This window comes from Emticicia sp. GW821-FHT11C11 (genome assembly GCF_058808615.1).
This window is the reverse complement of sequence record NZ_JBXARV010000003.1, coordinates 184,966-202,365: the sequence shown is the minus strand read 5'-3', so window position 1 is coordinate 202,365 and position 17,400 is coordinate 184,966. Positions and strand designations below refer to the sequence as shown.

At 44.7% G+C, this 17,400-nt stretch carries 12 protein-coding genes; 5 read left to right on the top strand and 7 right to left on the bottom strand.

The features are described 5' to 3' along the window. Positions 1–95: 95 nt before the first annotated feature. Entirely contained in the window at positions 96–2,237 is a 2,142-nt protein-coding gene (locus AC1RRY_RS16000; RefSeq protein WP_492822793.1) for an outer membrane protein assembly factor BamB family protein, read from the bottom strand. A gap of 419 nt (positions 2,238–2,656) precedes the next feature. Here AC1RRY_RS16000 and AC1RRY_RS15995 point away from each other — a divergent pair, with 419 nt between their 5' ends. The 3 genes from AC1RRY_RS15995 (at position 2,657) to AC1RRY_RS15985 (ending at position 6,221) form a co-directional block, all read left to right on the top strand. Beyond that, positions 2,657–3,514 (top strand): ROK family protein, encoded by an 858-nt coding sequence (locus AC1RRY_RS15995; protein ID WP_492822795.1) that lies wholly within the window; start codon positions 2,657–2,659, stop codon positions 3,512–3,514. A gap of 111 nt (positions 3,515–3,625) precedes the next feature. Then, a complete protein-coding gene (locus AC1RRY_RS15990; protein ID WP_492822797.1) occupies positions 3,626–4,879 on the top strand; it encodes an MFS transporter in 1,254 nt (417 codons plus the stop codon). A gap of 178 nt (positions 4,880–5,057) precedes the next feature. Then, positions 5,058–6,221 carry a XylR family transcriptional regulator gene (locus AC1RRY_RS15985; protein ID WP_492822799.1) on the top strand — a complete coding sequence of 388 codons (1,164 nt, stop codon included), beginning with the start codon at positions 5,058–5,060 and terminating at the stop codon, positions 6,219–6,221. A gap of 14 nt (positions 6,222–6,235) precedes the next feature. Here the strand turns inward: AC1RRY_RS15985 and AC1RRY_RS15980 are convergent, their stop codons facing one another. The 3 genes from AC1RRY_RS15980 to AC1RRY_RS15970 are packed head-to-tail and all read right to left on the bottom strand — an operon-like array spanning position 6,236 to position 12,171. Next, positions 6,236–7,141, bottom strand: a complete 906-nt coding sequence (locus AC1RRY_RS15980) for a dihydrodipicolinate synthase family protein (RefSeq protein ID WP_492822801.1) — start codon at positions 7,139–7,141, stop codon at positions 6,236–6,238. 4 nt (positions 7,142–7,145) lie between these two features. Next, positions 7,146–9,494, bottom strand: a complete 2,349-nt coding sequence (locus AC1RRY_RS15975) for a hypothetical protein (protein ID WP_492822803.1) — start codon at positions 9,492–9,494, stop codon at positions 7,146–7,148. A gap of 4 nt (positions 9,495–9,498) precedes the next feature. Next, positions 9,499–12,171: a glycoside hydrolase family 2 protein gene (locus tag AC1RRY_RS15970; protein WP_492822805.1), complete on the bottom strand. Its 2,673-nt coding sequence runs from the start codon at positions 12,169–12,171 to the stop codon at positions 9,499–9,501. Positions 12,172–12,325: 154 nt separating this feature from the next. Here AC1RRY_RS15970 and AC1RRY_RS15965 point away from each other — a divergent pair, with 154 nt between their 5' ends. Together AC1RRY_RS15965 and AC1RRY_RS15960 are read left to right on the top strand one after the other, a co-directional pair. Continuing rightward, on the top strand, positions 12,326–13,633 hold the full coding sequence (locus AC1RRY_RS15965; protein ID WP_492822807.1) for a hypothetical protein: 1,308 nt from the start codon (positions 12,326–12,328) through the stop codon (positions 13,631–13,633). Positions 13,634–13,635: 2 nt separating this feature from the next. Continuing rightward, positions 13,636–14,799, top strand: a complete 1,164-nt coding sequence (locus AC1RRY_RS15960) for a CPBP family glutamic-type intramembrane protease (RefSeq protein ID WP_492822809.1) — start codon at positions 13,636–13,638, stop codon at positions 14,797–14,799. A gap of 5 nt (positions 14,800–14,804) precedes the next feature. Here the strand turns inward: AC1RRY_RS15960 and AC1RRY_RS15955 are convergent, their stop codons facing one another. The 3 genes from AC1RRY_RS15955 to AC1RRY_RS15945 form a co-directional block, all read right to left on the bottom strand. Beyond that, positions 14,805–15,671 (bottom strand): glycerophosphodiester phosphodiesterase, encoded by an 867-nt coding sequence (locus AC1RRY_RS15955; RefSeq protein ID WP_492822811.1) that lies wholly within the window; start codon positions 15,669–15,671, stop codon positions 14,805–14,807. Beyond that, the gene (locus tag AC1RRY_RS15950; RefSeq protein ID WP_492822813.1) at positions 15,668–15,880 is read right to left on the bottom strand and encodes a hypothetical protein; all 213 of its coding nucleotides are present in this window, start codon (positions 15,878–15,880) and stop codon (positions 15,668–15,670) included. The genes AC1RRY_RS15955 and AC1RRY_RS15950 overlap by 4 nt, the downstream gene beginning before the upstream one ends. Before the next feature lie 140 nt (positions 15,881–16,020). Next, on the bottom strand, positions 16,021–17,376 hold the full coding sequence (locus AC1RRY_RS15945; protein WP_492822815.1) for a PhoPQ-activated pathogenicity-related family protein: 1,356 nt from the start codon (positions 17,374–17,376) through the stop codon (positions 16,021–16,023). Positions 17,377–17,400 lie beyond the last annotated feature (24 nt).

Here is a 17,400-nt window from a genome sequence, read left to right as displayed (position 1 = left end):
GGAGATTTCTGTAACAGAACCTCCCTTCTACTGTTTATTTTTAGTCCTGACACGTGATAAGCTCTACGCAGTACTTTTTAATAGTATTCACTGCCTCAAGGCAACGCAAACGCCACATACCTGTCTCCCGATTTGCTTCTGAGTTTACCACCTCCGCAGGCAATTACCACATACTGTTTACCATTTATGGCATACACACTGGGTGATGCATATCCGGCCGCAGGCAGCTTGGTTTGCCACAGTATCTTACCCGTCTTGCGGTCAAATGCTCTGAATTGTTCATCTTTCGATGCCGCTATAAACAACAGTCCTCCGGCTGTCACGGCAGCACCACCATAGTTGTCTGTTCCGGTAGGCGGTATGCCTCTGGCGGTCAGTTCGGGGTATTCGCCCAAAGGCACCTGCCATTGCCGTTTACCTGTGTTCATGTCAATGGCTGTCAGTGTTCCCCAGGGCGGGGTGCTGACCGGATATCCTGCGGTATCATACCATCGGTTATAACCGGTGTGCGTATAAGCTACTGTAGAAAGCGCAGGTTTACCGCCACCCTGTGAGCTGGAGTTTTTACCGGCCAGAAAATCTATAATAGCCTTTCTGTCTGCCTCTTTTATCTGCGTAAAGGCGGGCATCATTCCTCTGCCTTTAGCCATAATCTGCATAATACCCTCATTTGTGTACTTAGCAGTCGCACCCAGCAAGCCGGGAATAGTGCCGTCATGATTCCCTTCGCGGTCTGCACCGTGGCAAGATGCGCAATAGGTCTGATACAATTGCTTGCCTGATATACCCGATTTTTCGGCCGTGTAGTTTGGTGCGTCTACTATCGAACTAAACACCGGATTCTCTTTAGCAGGCACATATAAGATACTGTTTTCATCAACAGAGGCGCCACCCCATTGCGCTCCGCCATCGCTCCCGGGGAAGAACAGTGTTCGCTCTCTACCCAAAGGTATAAACGGGCTTCCTGTCTTAGATTTTTTCAGTATCTCAATGATTTCTTCTTTGTTCGACGCAAAACTGTTTACATCATTCACTGTAAAGCTTTGTCTTGTGAAAGGCTCCGGCAACAACGGAATAGGTTGCGTTTTGGCAGCCACCTCGCCGGGAATATCCGAAGCAGGAAACGGTCGCTCTTCAATCGGGAAAACCGGCTTGCCTGTTACTCTGTCAAACACAAACGTGAATCCTTGTTTACTTACTACCGACACCGCATCAATCTTCTTGCCGTTTTGCGTAATAGTAAACAGATTGGGCGGAGCCGGGATGTCCCTGTCCCATATATCATGGTGCACGGTCTGGAAATGCCACAGGCGCTTGCCTGTAGTGGCATTCAATGCTATCAGGCAATTGGCAAACAGATTATCACCTTTGCGGTTGCCTCCATAAAAATCAAAGGCTGCCGATCCTGTAGGTATGTACACAATACCTCTTTTATTATCAATCGCCATACCCATCCAACTGTTGGCGCCACCTACATTTTTATAATTTTCTTTCTCCCATGTCTGGTACCCGTATTCACCCGGACGAGGGATGGTACGAAATGTCCAGATAATGCGACCCGTCTTTACATCATACGCCCTGATATCTCCCAATAAAGCCGAGGCACTTTCAGAAACCCTTGTGCCAACAATCAGTATATTTTTAAAAACCGATGGCGGAGTATTCGCCACAACGTAATCGTCAGCGCCCGGACGAGTAATGCCCTCTTTCAGATTGATTTTACCATTTTTGCCAAAAGTTTCAATGGGCTTTCCGTCAGCAGCATTGAGTGCATACATAAACGCCCCATAAGCAAAGAAAATACGTGCTTCGTGCCCATCTGTCCAATAGCTTACACCGCGGCTGGTCATGTTGAAAGTATCATCGTTCAATCGGGTCTTCCAGAGTTCTTTACCTATGGCGGCATCCAATGCAAAAGCCTGTGAGCCTGCCGATACCCCATATAAAATTCCTTTAATAATGATGGGGTTACACTGCATCTGCGTAGTATTCTTTACTGTATCTACTCCACCTGAAGCATATTCCCATGCTACTTTCAGATGAGCTACATTCTCAGTATTGATTTGCGTGAGCGATGAAAAATGGTTTTTGTCCGGCCCGCCATTATACTCAGTCCAATCGGTATCGGGTGGTGAATCAACTGTGGCATTGAGCATCAGAACACCAATGCATACACAAACAATAAGTGATTGAAATGAAAAACGTAGCTTCGGGAAGTCGTGAGGATTTTTCTTCATAGTTCTTTTGGGTAATGTCAATCCATCCGGCATGTTTTATCCTGAAACTAAAAGGGTAAGCACAAGCCGGAATTCATTTTTGTTGAATAGCGTGTCCAAAAATAATAAATTTTGATTCAAGTACCATTTATGTTATGCGATTGTCTTCAATATTTTCAATATCTGTGGCATCAGGCAGTTCTGTTCCAAACCTCTGTATTTCTGCATTTTACGTACACTGGCAACCATTTTACTTTAAAATCAGATAACAAAAATTTAAAATTCCCTTGTCCCGCAATGGTATCTTTTCCCCTATAACCAGTATTGTAAATGTGAGTAGATTCTACAGCGTACGCCATATAAAAACTATAAGCCATTGGTGCAGCATTCATATAAACCACGGAAAATTTAACCAATGGAAAACAAAAAACTAAATACTTATGAACATAGGGGTTGACTTGGGAGGAACTAAAATTAAAGCAGGGGTCGAAATGAACGGCTCTGTAATTAAGCAAGATACAATTTTGCTGCAACATAAAGATTCTCTTTCTTCTACACTACAACAATTGATTGACTTAATTAAACCCTTGATGGCTTATTCTGTAAACAGTATAGGTATAGGGGTGCCGTCGGTAGTAGACACCGAAAAAGGCATTGTGTATGATGTAGCCAATATTCCGTCGTGGAAAAGAGTAGAGCTAAAAGATATTTTACAGGAAGAATTCGGCGTTCCGGTTTTTGTCAATAATGATGTTAATTGTTTTACATTGGGCGAAAGCCGCTTTGGGCTGGCCAAAGGCTTTAATTCAATGGTAGGTATAACCACCGGTACCGGGCTGGGCTCAGGTATTATTATCAATAAAGAATTATATGTTGGCAACAATTGCGGTGCCGGAGAAATAGGGCTGCTACCCTACCTCGACAAAAACTTTGAGCATTACACCAGCAATAATTTCTTTGAGGCCATTCATGGTATATCAGCTTTAGAGGCCAATCAGGCAGCCATAGCCGGTAATAGCAATGCCATTGCGCTTTGGGCACAATTCGGAACCCATATCGGGGCAGCCATCAAAGCCATTATGTACGTTTATGACCCCGAAGCAATTGTTCTGGGAGGCTCATTGTCTAAGGCCTATCCATTTTTTGAGAAAGGTATGTTCGATGCCCTACAGGACTTCTCATTCCCGGAATCGCTGAAACGTCTGAAAATATTCCAGTCGACAGATGAAAACATAGCATTGCTGGGCGCCGCGGCTCTGATTCCGAGCAAGCTCACCGACTATGCACTGAAAGACTAACCCAAAGGTTACTTTTACTATTCTGCTGACAAGCGAGTGAACATTCGATTTTTGTTTTTAAGGGCAAATGGTTACCTTTAAAAACCTCAACCTACAAACACCGGGTTTCTTATGAAAAGTAATACTTTTATTGTTGTTCTTATTCTGTTTATATTCTTTGTTATTTCTTTTCTGAGTAATATTCTCGGGCCTATTATACCCGATATTTCCAATAGTTTCAACCTGAGCCTCGGCTGGGCAGGTTTTCTGCCTTTTGCTTTTTTTGTATCGTATGCCGTTGCCTCTATCCCCTCGGGTATTCTGGTTGAAAAATACCGTGAAAAACGCGTGCTGCTTCTGGCATTTTTTCTGGCTTTTATTGGCGCCTTATTATTTGCTTTCATGCCTACGTTTTCGATAGCGCTGGTTTCGCTGTTTATTATCGGTCTCGGAATGGCCATGCTACAGGTAGTGATTAACCCTCTGTTGCGGGTGTCGGGCGGAGAAGAAAACTTTGCTTTCAATTCTGTAATGGGCCAGTTGTTTTTTGGTGGGGCCTCATTCCTGAGCCCTATGCTCTACAGCTATTTTGTAGCAAATGTGCATACCAATCCTGAGCCTAACTTCATTATCTCTACGCTAAACCAACTGGTACCGGCCGATTTAAAATGGGTATCGGTTTACTGGACATTCGCCATTATTGCCCTGCTGATGGTAATCATCGTGTGGTTTGTCAAATTTCCGGAAGTGGTATTGAAAGACGATGAAAGAATAGATACCGGCAGAGCTTTTAAAGAATTGCTGGCCAATAAATATGTATGGTTATTTTTTCTGGGTATCTTCTCTTATGTAGGTACCGAACAGGGAATCGCCAACTGGACGTCTAAATTTCTGCAGATTTATCATAATGTAGACCCTGCCACCTTAGGCGCATCGGTCATTTCCTATTTCTGGGGTCTGCTCACCATCGGCTGCTTTTTAGGGCTGGTTCTACTGAAATTTTTTGATAGCCGCCGGGTGCTTATTTCGTTTACATTAGGAGCTATTATTTCACTGTTGTCCGGCTTATTCGGGCCGCTTGAAGTGGCGTTGTATGCCTTTCCTGCTGCGGGATTCTTCGCCTCGGTCATGTGGTCTATCGTAGTTTCATTGGCGCTCAACTCGGTTCCTTACCACCATGGAACACTGTCTGGTATTCTCTGCACAGGTATTGCCGGAGGTGCGGTTGTACCACTGATTATCGGCGGTTTGGGAGAGCTATTCGAACTCCGTTTGGCGATGTTGTTTTTGTTACTTACCTTAGGTTATATATTGAGCATAGGCCTGTGGGCAAAGCCATTGGTAAACAACGCCACCGTAAAAAGCTGGAAAGACTTGTTGAAATGATTTTGCGGAGGGCATGGGGCTAAGGGCAGAGGGTTAACGAATCGCGAATGACGAATGGCGAATTGGCGAATATTCTATTACCTCTCATAGAGACGCAATGCATTGCGTCTTTTTGGCTTGTCGACCTGTTTATTTTAATTACCGGAACTGAAAAATATGTTTAGGGGGAAATAACGATATGTATAAAATCATTCTTTTAATTGACTTTGCAGAAGAATACAGCAAGGCTCTTTTGAAAGGCATTGCTAAATATTCGAAAGATCACGGCCCCTGGATTTTCTGCCGCATGCCCCTCTTTCAACGCGAAACCATCGGGATGGAAGGGATATTGGAGTGGGCCCAGGAATGGGGAGCTGACGGTATCATCGGGCAGCTCTACAACGACCCTGCCGTTGAGAAATTCGTAGAGGCGGGTATACCAGTCATTGCTCAGGATTTTAAAGAACGTTTCCGCGATATTCCGAACATTACGGGGGCTCATAAGGAAGCCGGAGAAATGGGCGCTGAGTATTTCCTGAAAAAAGGTTTCAAAAACTTTGCCTTCTATGGCTTTAAAGACATTGTATGGTCGCGCGAACGTGCCGAAGGTTTTGAAGAACGTATCAGCAAAGCAGGCTATAAAGTACATTATTTTGAGCACGTGATGGCGCGCTCGACCGAAATCTGGTATTATAAGCCCAGTTCGCTGAGCCAATGGCTTAAATCTCTACCCAAGCCCATCGCTCTGATGGCCTGCGACGATAACCAGGGCCAGCATATTACCGAAGCCTGCCGTCACTCACAAATCCGTATTCCGGAAGAAGTAGCCGTGCTGGGTGTAGATAACGATGAAATGATATGCGAGTTTTCTGACCCGCCACTTTCGAGCATCGGTCAGGATGCTGAAAAAGGAGGCTATGATGCGGCACGCCTGCTCGAACACATGATTAAGAACGGCAGCTCAAATTTCTACGACATCGTAGTAAAACCCACGCAGGTGGTCACACGGCAATCGACAGATATTTACGCCACCAACGATGATTTCATCGCTGCTTCCCTGAAATTCATTCACCAGAATATTGACAAAAATCTGCAGGTAGACGACGTAGTGAAGCAGGTACCGCTTTCAAGGCGTGCCCTTGAAAAACGTTTTCAGTACATTACCGGCTACCCTATCTACAAGTATATTTTTAATCTGCGCATTGAGAAACTCACGCAGAAACTGCGTGAAACGGATATGACTGTATTCGAAATTGCACTGGACATGGGACTAACCGACAGCAAGAACATTGCCCGGCAGTTCAGACAGGTGAAAGGGTGCACTCCGATTGAGTATAGGAACAGGTATCTGGCGGGGAAATGATCCTTCAATGAAAATCATAAAAGAATATTCCCTTCCAACGAAATCGCTCTTTTAATCAAATCATCTGCCATCTGCTCATGAATGGCATCAAATGGCAATAAATCGGCTCTGGTATTCGGCGTTTCATAAATGCCCTGCCGGTACAATAATCGTTTGAAGAAATGAATGGATATATCCAGATGCTGATTGGAAAATGCTAATACAGGAAGTAGCTGATGAAACAATTGTTCTGCCTGCGCTAACTCTCCTGCCTTGAAATATTCGTAAATGCGACAATAAGTATGGTGCATACCTGTAGGCATAAAGGCATGCACTCCTCGTTTCAGGCCCTCAATCATCTGCGTAACAGCCCATCCGCCACTCAGATTTAATCTACCGTCTGTCAGTGCCAATAGGCGGCTGTATTTAACCCCGGCCGGTACTGTTTCTACTTTCAGGCAACGGAAAGCGGCTACCTCCTGAAACAACTCCAGAATCAAATCATCAGGTAGGCCATATCCTCCGGCACTCCAGTCCTGTAGCATAATGGTTTCTACGCCAAGATTCGCCGATTCATAAAACTGGCTTTTGAATTGCTCCTCATTCTCAAAAGGTATATTAAACAGAATATGCCGGCACTCTAAGTTCAGGTATTCCTTCACAATACGCTTTCGTTTCCCGGGGTCGGCTTCTCCGGCTCCGGCAAAAACCGGCACGCTGCCAGCCACTTCATCCGTTACGGCCTCCACCAGCTGCAACCGTTCTGTCAGACTAAGCGTTGCCTCTTCCGATGCCAGCGCAGGTACTAAAAAACCTGCCACACCAGCCTGTAAAGCATACCGTATGTTTTTCCTGAGCGAAAGCAAATCAACATCTCCCTGCTTGTCAAATGGCGTATTCAGTACGGTAACAATACCCGAAAGCGGAAACAGCTCTTTCATGGTCTTATTGTTTCAACAACCAGACATCTGAAATCTTCGAATGCCTGCGCCAGTTCAGATGCGATTCTTCCGGCACATCAAAAGTAACTTTTATTTGGCCATCCTGACTCAGGTTCAGAGGCACAATCCATTCCTTAAACGTTTCTGTTTCACGGTTATACACCACGGGTTCAAGTCTTTTGCCGTCCACCCGTAAAAGCGCTTCTCCCGAGCCGGCTATTCTGATGATATAGCGCGCATCCGGCGACAGATTGTCATACGTCAGTTCCGGCGCTTTCTGAAAAGTCTGCGATGAAAGACGTGTGCGACTGAAACCGTTATCCCACCAAGCAATATCGGTGGCATCGTCAATGATAGTTTTCACCCGTGGTCCTTTGCTGATACTCGACACATCGTCATAGAAACTTCCGGCACCCGGGTTCTCCCAACCACTGATAATTTTCAGCCTTGCCAGTACTTTGGCGCTGCTGTCGGCTACCTGTGGTTTCAGTTTTTTAAATTCATCTTCCAGCCACCAAAGGTTGTTAAGCGGGTAGTCTACAAAGTCTAGCAGACAGCCGCGCTCGTAGCCTTTCGCTTTGTGTTTAGGCACACTGGTTTGTAAGCCAATAGAGGCATACAGGGTCTCGCACAATTGCTCAATCTTCTTTCTTAATTCACTATTTACCGGTGCTTTCTCAGCTTTATCCAGCACATCCCAGGCAGTAGTCATGGCTCTGGTTGCTCCGGTTTTTGGTGCATCGGCCAATAGTATATTGGCCTGTTTTTCTAATCCCTGCTCATATATCAATCTGCGGCGCGTGTATGTGTCATAATAAGACCGCAACAACAGTATCTGCCAGCGCCAGTTTTCGTTCAGTTGAGGCGTGGCGGTGGTCTCCATGCTTTTCCAGAATGCAAAGGTGGCTTCTACTCCCCCATTCTGAGCCAGTGGCCCTTTCCAGTTGTTTTCAAGAGCCGCAATGCCGTCGGCCATGTTATCAGCCAGATTGTTTCCGAAGAAAAAACTGCTGTAATCGACCAGTATTTCTCTTACATCGGTTTGTGTATCCCATGCACGCATGCTCCATATCATTTTGTTGATGTCGTCATGGCAACCGTCTGAATACGACACAAAACCATCAGTAAAAGGTGCATAAGTAGCATGAATAGCCGCAAACTCGTTGGGACGAGGATTGCATGCCTCACGACCCAAAGTAAGGGCATAGGCCTGATCCCACTCCCTTACCGGAAACTCGCATCTTACGTTGTGGGTCAAATCAGGATATTCTCTGTGCTGGTAATTTTTCGGTAAACGATAGCGGGTCTCTGCCATAGACGGGCTGCCCGGGCCAGATACTACTCCCTGCAACCAGGTGGGTTTGTAGTCTTTCAGATACTGATAAAAATAATCTACCTGCTCCACACTGAATCCCTGCAATGAAAGCCAGATTTTAGCTTTGGGATGATATTTCACCAGCCGCTCGTGCAATTCCTTCAAAAAAGGCAATACTTCTTTCGGATGATTATCTCCCGGGTCTCCACCGGGCACAAAAATATGGTCGAGTCGCACACATTCTTTGTAGAATGCCTCGTGTATATTCAGCTCATTGGTGCGTTTTTTTGTATCGTGCAAATCAAAGGTTACGGGTGTCCAGACCCAGTAATCCTGATCATAGGCTTTGCATATCTCACTGATTTTCACCCGCATTTCAGCCGCAGAAATCTTAAAGTGCGGGCTCGGGTTTTCATCTTCATGAAATGGGATTCCTTCCACTGCATTCGAGCCGAAAATAGCCAGTTCTCTGATATACTGCTCAAATTGTGCTACCGTCCATGCATCGTATGAATTAGCCGTATGTCTATACCCTAACTGATGCCCTCTAATCGGGTAAGCAGGCGAAGTAGCTAGATTGATTTTTTGCTCTAATTGAATGACCTTGGGCGAAAACACACCCTTACGCAACACCCAGCCTGCCCCGAATAACACGCCACGGGCATCGGCCCCTATTACCCACAGTATACCTCCCTTATCGGTCAATTCAGATACTATTCTGAATCCTTCGGCCTTAAATTCTGGCCCGCTTTTATCAGTGCCCACCGGAATAGCTCTGCCTGACAAATCTTTATCGCCCGATAATACCAAAGCAATAGTAAATTCATTGTTTTTGGGTTGCCCCGAAACAGGCTTTAAAGCAATAGAAGTACGCTTCTGTATTTCTTCCGTCAGCATTCTTACGGTGGTTTCTCTTACCGGTGACGGTATGGAGCCAGATGCAACAATACCTGCATTTTTAATAGTAATGGTCTGTGCAGTGGCAGCGAAACAAATGAGCCACAAAAAGGCAATCAGGCGAATAGATGGACGAGTCATAGTTTTATAGAGTGATGGGTTTAGATAAGTTATAGCCCTGTAATTTTATGCCGGGGCTACCGCTTTTCAGGTCTTTTTTGTTGTATTTCACTGTAATGGTTTTGCTTTCTTTCGGTGGAATAGACACATAGTTATCTGACCAGAAAACCGGAGTAACAGCAGTGCCTTTGGAGCCGTCGGTCAACTCAGCTTCTACAAAGAAGGCCAGCTTATCTGATGTGTTCGTCAGTTTCAGTGTGAGTTCATATTCTCCTTTTTCCAGTTCCTTCAAACTTTTTTCAGCTTTTAGTTCTACTTTGGGTAAGGTATTCAAAGCGCTGAAATCGGCATACTGTTTCTGAGGGGTGTAGAACCAGAAATACTTCGACCAGTCGAGCTGGTCTTTCTGCGACGCCAGCCAGTAGAAATTATCGGCTATTACCTCACCCTTCTTGTCTTTCAGTTTCAAATCCAGAAAATACACCTCATTTTTACCAGATAGCTCCGGCAGGTTTAACCACTGCAAAGTAGAATTCTCTTCCATAATTACCAGCTCAATTTTAGAAAAAATCAACTTTGAATCTTTATTAAACAGTCTTAGTTCGGCAGTAGCACTTTTCAAAGCCGCACGCGAATCGTTACTCAAATGAACCGCATGATTATGATAATCATAAATGATGTTCACCGGTTGCGAAGCTTTCTTTGTGCCATAATAGGCCCCGGTAGGCATCAGGTAGTAATCATACAACTGCCAGTAAAACTCGGGCCAGGGCGAATTGAGCATCCACTGCACTACGCCTGTGGCTACCGGCCGGTTAATAACAAATGCCTCAAACATCGGCCTGATGGCTTCATAATTCATCATTTGTGCTTTCAGCGCCAGTTCGTCCAGATTGGCAGGAGCGCCATATCGCTTGTTCATGGCGTTCAGGTACACACCCAAGGTACTGAAATCTTTACGCCCTGAGTGGTAGTTCCACACCTTATTGTCAGGTGGCCATAAATCAGCTTCTGACATCATCTTTTTAATGCTGCTTACCGGGGGCACTTGTGGCCCGGGACCCGTCTCACTGTTGAAACCGAATGCCCCTCCCAGTTTTTTGTCTTCAAACCAGTAAACCGGTGGCACATACTCATAAGGGCCGTTCATTTTCATACCCGATTTACCTGTTAACGTACTGGTAAAATCACCCGATGAAATCAGGAACGGACGTGTAGGGTCAAATTGTTGCAGTGTTTCGTGGTAGCGTTTTTCAAGCGAAGGTTTCGGCATGGCATCACTGCCACCAGCCCAGGTAAAAATGCTCGGGTGATTACGCAACCATTTCACCTGGTCTCGCAGGTAGTTCGATAACAGCGTTTCTTCTTCCGGTGTCAGTTTTACGGCATACAGGTCTACCCCCTCATTAATCGGCAGGTTTTCATCCCCCGGTTTTATTTTAAGTTCCATACCGAGGTAGTCAGGCCATTCCCACTGGCAGCTCCAGCCTACCATCAGCAAAATACCGTTTTCATCACATAAATCGTAGATGTGATGATTATTCCCCCAGACTCCCTCAAATCTTAAGGAGTTGAGATTCATTTCTTTCACATAACGAATCTGCGCTTCGTCCTTTTCCGGCATGTATCTTAAGAACAAATCGTCTACCCATCCGGCACTTTTAATCAATACCTCACGGCCGTTTACTTTATAACCTCTTACATTCTTATCGTTCAGATACGTCTCAATCTTTCTGATACCGAATCGGGTCGATTGCTTGTCTGATAATTTCCCCTGCTCTTTCACTTCCAGATTCAGCGTATATAAATCAGGATTCCCCAGCCCATTCGGCCACCAGAGTTTAGGGTTCTTTATTAACAGTTCTTTTGTATCTGCCGGACTGAATTTTACTTCCTTGCGCTCTTGCGGTGCCAGGCTCACACTTTTTCTGAATGTGAGGTTCTCAATGGTTCCGGTTACTTCAACGGTTCTAGACTCATTACTATGGTTGGTCAGTTCGGTGCTTACCGTCAGGGAAGCCTTCGATAAATCCCTGGGGTCAAGGTCAGGTGCTACAAAAGTGGCGTTCATTGATACCTTACCAGAGCGTCTCAGCCTGATATCGCGGTAAATACCCATATAGTGGTCAGGCGGAGTAGGTGCCCAATCGACAAAACCCATGTAGAAATCTCTTACTTTGGGCGGGAATACTTCAACCAGTAATGTATTTTCACCGTCTTTGGCGGCTTTGGTAATATCTATTTCAAATTGACGGAAAGCCCCGAACAAGGTATCCTGCGAGGCTATCTGTACTCCATTCAGCCAGAAGTTAGCCCGGTAGTTCACCCCATCCACATGCAGCGCCAGTTGCTCTTCTGCGGCGTCCAAGTCATCGATATTAAATGTATTTCTGAACCACCATGGGTTTTCGAAAGGTGCTCGGGGGATGCTCTCCAGATTCTTACCCATAAACGGGTCTTTGTACACACCGGCTTCTACCAATGCTCCCAATACTGTAGTTGGCACTGAAGTTTTCACCCACTTATCTGGGTTTATCAACTGCTCTGAAATACTTTTAGCATCTGTTGCGGTCTCTTTAGTTGAGGCAATAGACCAGTTTTCATTCAGGGTTCTTTCTTCCACTTTTACCTTAGGGCCACAACCTGCCAACCATACACTACCGAATAAGCCCAGAAGTAAACACCATCTTTTATTCATATCTGTTTGTGCTTGATTTATTATTCTTTTTATACTTGTAAAAATAGGTTTTGTACTACTGCCACGCAAAATATATGGTGCTTAATAGTCTTTTTAGAGCGCACTACCGTATAGTTAAAAAACTCTTTCCGGCCTTCAACCTTAACCTAAACAAATGAAAGACAGACAATTATATTTTAGCATGCTGGTAGTTGCCCTATCGCTCGGAACGGCCTGGGCTATCCGCGGACAATTCGGGCATGAACACGGTGCAGCATGGGCGGGTGGCATCGGTTGCCTGAGCCTGTTACTGGTTGCCAAACGGGGCGACTGGTACAGCAAGATTTTCAGCGCTACACTTGCCGGAGCAATCGGCTGGGGCATAGGTGGAATTATGAGCTATGGCATAGTAGTAGGCTATGGACGTGCATCTGATTTTGTGAATGCTTATTACGGACTGACGATGCTTTTTGTAATTGGTGGTCTTTACGGATACATAGGCGGAGGGCTCTTCGGGCTGGCCTTATCTAATACAGCCAAAAATCCTGTCAAATGGGTAAATCTGATTGTTGAAATGGTTGTGGGGGCTATCCTGTTCTATTTTTTCATGATTTATGAGTTTGAGTGGTTAATGACCCCTCCCCGCTCAGAATTGTGGGCTGCTTGCTTCGGTATGGCTGTTGCCCTCACCTGGTTTATGATACGCCATCAGCAGACTTCTGCCATCAGGGTAGCCGTGTTCTCTGGTCTGGGCGGAGGCTTTGGTTTTGCCTTTGGTAATTTTCTACAGGTGTTGGGGGGCGTATCGGGCATCAAATTCAATTTCTGGAATGTGATGGAATACTCGCTGGGCTTTTTTGGCGGGCTTGGTATGACTTACGGTACCCTCACCTCAAACTGGGAGGTATCAGAACCACAACAAAAGAAAACAAATCAGTTTTTCCCGCTACTGATGCTGGCACTAATTATTCCGTTTACGGTATGGCAACAGAATTTCGAAACCAAACGTATCTACGAAACCCTTACCCGCATTGGAATTCTGGATGGTACTCCTCCGTTTGCTATTACCGAGTGGAGTGGTCTGATACTGGTTCTGCTTCTGGCCGCCTTTAGTTTTTATAAATACTACAGCAATCGTCCTGAATCTGTCAGCTATAATTATAAAGAAGTACATACTTTTTTTGTAGTATATTTAGGTTTATATATAGTATTTAGCTATATCATCACAGGCGCTTTTATCAGTACTTATCGCATTGAGCAGTACTTATACGCCATCAATCTGGTGGTTATATTATTGCTGATTGGCAAAACACAACCTGCATTTGGTAATAGTAGTATTGATGTCAGGAAATGGACTGTGAACATGGTAGTAGTTGCAGGTATCATTGCCCTGCTGGCATTTGTTGCCAAAAACTCTCACGACGAACTGAAAGGTGCACACAAAAGATTCGGTGAAGAAATAGTGGAAGAAACCGCCCGTTAACCATGAAAAAATACGCGCAGCTAATTCGTTCAGGGGTCATCCCGACAGGCATACTTTTCGCCTTGTTTCTGTACTTCAATTCAGACCAGCCCCTGAACGAATTACTGATAGCGGGCATCTATTTTCTGATATTGTACCTCCTGCTGTTCACTTTAGGCAAGCCGGAGGTTTCCGCACAAATCAGGGCTGATATCAACGACGATAACGAAAAGGCGCTCTTGTTTCCGGTTCTACTCATAGCTTTGCTATACTTTTATATCGTGTTTCATGGGTCTTCTCCTTTTGAGGGTTCGGCTGCCTTGTTTCCTTTTTTTGCCTTGTTTCCGGTACTGGGTTTTCTGGCTTTCAAAAAAACTGCCATTGTGTGGTCTGACTTCGTCTTTCTGCTTTTGTTGCTGATACCGGCGGTTTCTATTTCGTTCAAAAACAGCACCAACATGCCCATACACGGTAATGGGTTCAGTTCGGTTTATAAGCTTATTATCATGCTGATAGCAGTCTATGCCTTCGGGGTGGTCAGAAGTATTAAAGACATCGGCTTTTACCCAACCTTTCAACTCCGGTCATTGGGTATAGCGCTGGCCTGCTGGCTTGGGTTTATAAGTGTTGTGCTGGCAATAGGCTACGTCGGCAATTTTGTCAGTTTTTCGGGACTGGGAGATATATCCGAAGCAAGCGTTTCCAAAGGTGTAAGAAACTTCATCCGGATTTTTATAGGTACGGCTTTGTTCGAAGAATTGTTTTTCAGAGGTCTGATACAAAACATGCTGGCGCAGAAAATAGCACAGCTGAAAGGCTGGCAAAAATCATGGCAATGGGGTTTTGCTGTTTTTGCAATACTTGCCCTTGTAACAGGATATTTCATGAATAAAAGCCTCTTCTGGCTTCCTCTGTTAATCACTGCCCTGCTGTTTGCAGCGGCCTATCTTATTGAAAGAACAAATACTACACCACAGGGCACTTACACCTCACTGGCTATTACGAGTATCTTTTTTGGTCTGGTGCATTTTCATGCAGGTTCCATTATTTTTGTGGGTTTAGCCAGTATAGCAGGCTGGTTTTATGGTTACACCTATCTGAAAACCCGCAATGTTTTCTACGCGACACTGGCGCACACGCTGGTTAATTCTTCTGAATTTCTATTTGCGCTGGATAGTTTGAAATAAGGCCATCAATTGCTTTCCAGTAAGGTTTTATAGACTTTTCTTACGTAATCAGTCTGGATAAGGTCTACTCCCATGGTAGTGGCCTTTTTGTAATTGGCAGGCGTATCGAGCAGGCCCAGTACATCAGAGAAAACCTTTACACCATGCTTGTGTATGTCTGCCACCAGCGGCTCGTTCAGCACTGTCCAGCGCACATCAAAGGCATAGGGTTGTAGTTGTTCTACTTTACGCGCAATGTCTTCCGGCTTATCCAGCGAAGGCATCAGTCTGGCTTTAGGATACACTTTTTTGAGTGAAAGCAGGAAATTATCATTACCATAAAAAACGGCATCTTTTAAGAGCTTATGTGCCTTTAACTCCTTTACCAATGGCTCAGGCGCTACATCTTTGCAATCAACATACAGATTCGTCTGGTGTTTATGCTTCTTATTCCATTGTTGCAACAATTGAAGGGTTTCCTGAAGCGTAGGAATGCGCTCATCCTTAAACGCCCCCTGATAACCCTTCCCGGCAGACAATTTCCTGAGTTCTTCCAGTGTATAGTTTTTCATTGGCCCTGTACCGTCTGTGGTGCGGTTCAGCGTTCCATCGTGTAAAATCATCAGTTGTCCGTCTTTGGTGGTTCTCACATCTATTTCAATGTAATCAACCCCCATGGCCAGCACCGCCTTGAACGTTGCCAGTGTATTTTCAGGAGCAAGGGTAGAATTTCCCCGATGCGCCGATAAGTGCAATTGATACTTTTCTTTTAATATTTTTGAGGAATCAGCTCCCGACTGAGGGACTGCACTGATTGTATTATCTGTAACAAAAGAGGTGGTAACAATAGAAGTACTAAGAGAGATAAAAAGCAGGGGTATGAACGATTTCATAACGGATTTTTTGGGTCTTGTTCCGGGCTTGTTCCTTTGGCCGGATGGGTTTCTTCTAAAAGCTGATTAAAAAAACGCTCAAGAATGACTGAATATTCAGGAGACATTTCGTTCTCTCCAATACCGGCCAATAGTTCTTCCAGCTCTTCGCGGGAAAGCTTATTGCCGAGTAATCTATCCATTAAATATTCTGGACGAGAACGCTCCATGCTTATGACAGGTTGATGATAATGATAGTCACGCTAACATTGTTGTACGCCTTTACTTGTAATTGTTATGGATAGGGTGGTTATCAGAACATATCGGTACGCCCGGCACTTTTAACCACCCTATCCAGCTATCACTCTATTTACAATACTTTATTTCCATCTACCAGAAATACTCTTGTACTTACAGTATAAGTACCGCCGTTCGGGTCTTTGTATTTTAAATCTGCATAATAGGCTGCATATCCTTTCTTAGGATATGGCAGTGTTACTTTTACTGCCGATTCTTTGGCCAGTTTGATATTATCGCTCAGCCACAGGTTATTACGAAAATCAAGGTCTGACGACGTAGTGCCCCAAAGGGTGGCACCCACTAAATCGGTCTGTAGGGCATTGATAGTAACTTCTACCCCATCTTTACCGTTTACGGTAGTCCAGGTATTAGCCGGATACTCCTTGTTCATCAGCGTCAACCCAAAGAAAGCCGTCAGCGATTCAAAAGCCTGTTTTCCACCACCCAGGTCATGACCGGCATTGGGCGTATAATGAATCATATTTTTACCCGGAATCTGGTCGTAGTAATGCTTAATGGCATCGACTGTCCAGTACTCGTCGTTTGTACCAATGAATATAATTTTCGGAATCGTCAGTTTCTTACGATACGAATACGGGTCGATCATAGTTGTTAAAGCCTTGCCCTCTTTCGAATCGGTGCTTTGCGGTATACCCAACTTGGTGTAGTCTTCAATCTGAATGCTGTATTCACCATAAGATTTAAACTGGTAGTCGAGCGTGGCAGGCATGTTCAGCATATCAATTACCATCGGTCCGATACCCACTACACGTTTATCATCAATAGCACTCGATAACCAGGTGGTCCACCCGCGTTTCGATGCCCCCGAAATCACAAATCTGTTTACTGCAAAGTTATTGTTTTTCTTCGCAAATTCCTGCACGGCATCCATCGCCTTAACCGCCGATTTCACCATCGGGAACAAAAGCGGCCAGCTGTAATCATTATCACTCTTAAAATTATGCAAGGTATAAGAGATAAGCGCGTCTTCCGTCAGGTCACCATATAAAGGTTGATTAGGTACTTGCTTAATCAATGCAACAATAGCTTTGGTTTTTTCGGCCGTAGCTGCCAGCGAAGGCCACAACTTATCGTCTTTCGACCAGTTCGGTTGTTCGGCTTTATTTGAACCGCCTGTGATAAACAACAGGGCTCCGTCATATTGTTTAACTTTAGGCACAAAGATAGTCAGTTGGTGTCTCCACGTAATTTTTCTCCAGGTTTGTGAGGTCAGCACCAGGTTATACATCGTCACATTGTCTTTAGTCAATGAGTCTTTTACTTCCCATTTAAAGGTTTTATCGCCATTGTTAATATAGCTTTTCAGTGCGGTTTCAGGCGTAATTGATGTTTGAGCAAAAACACTGACTGTTGTAACAACAGTAATCGCAAAAAGGGTAATGAGCTTTATGAAGGTGCTTTTCATAGATGAGATTTTTAGTTCTTTAAT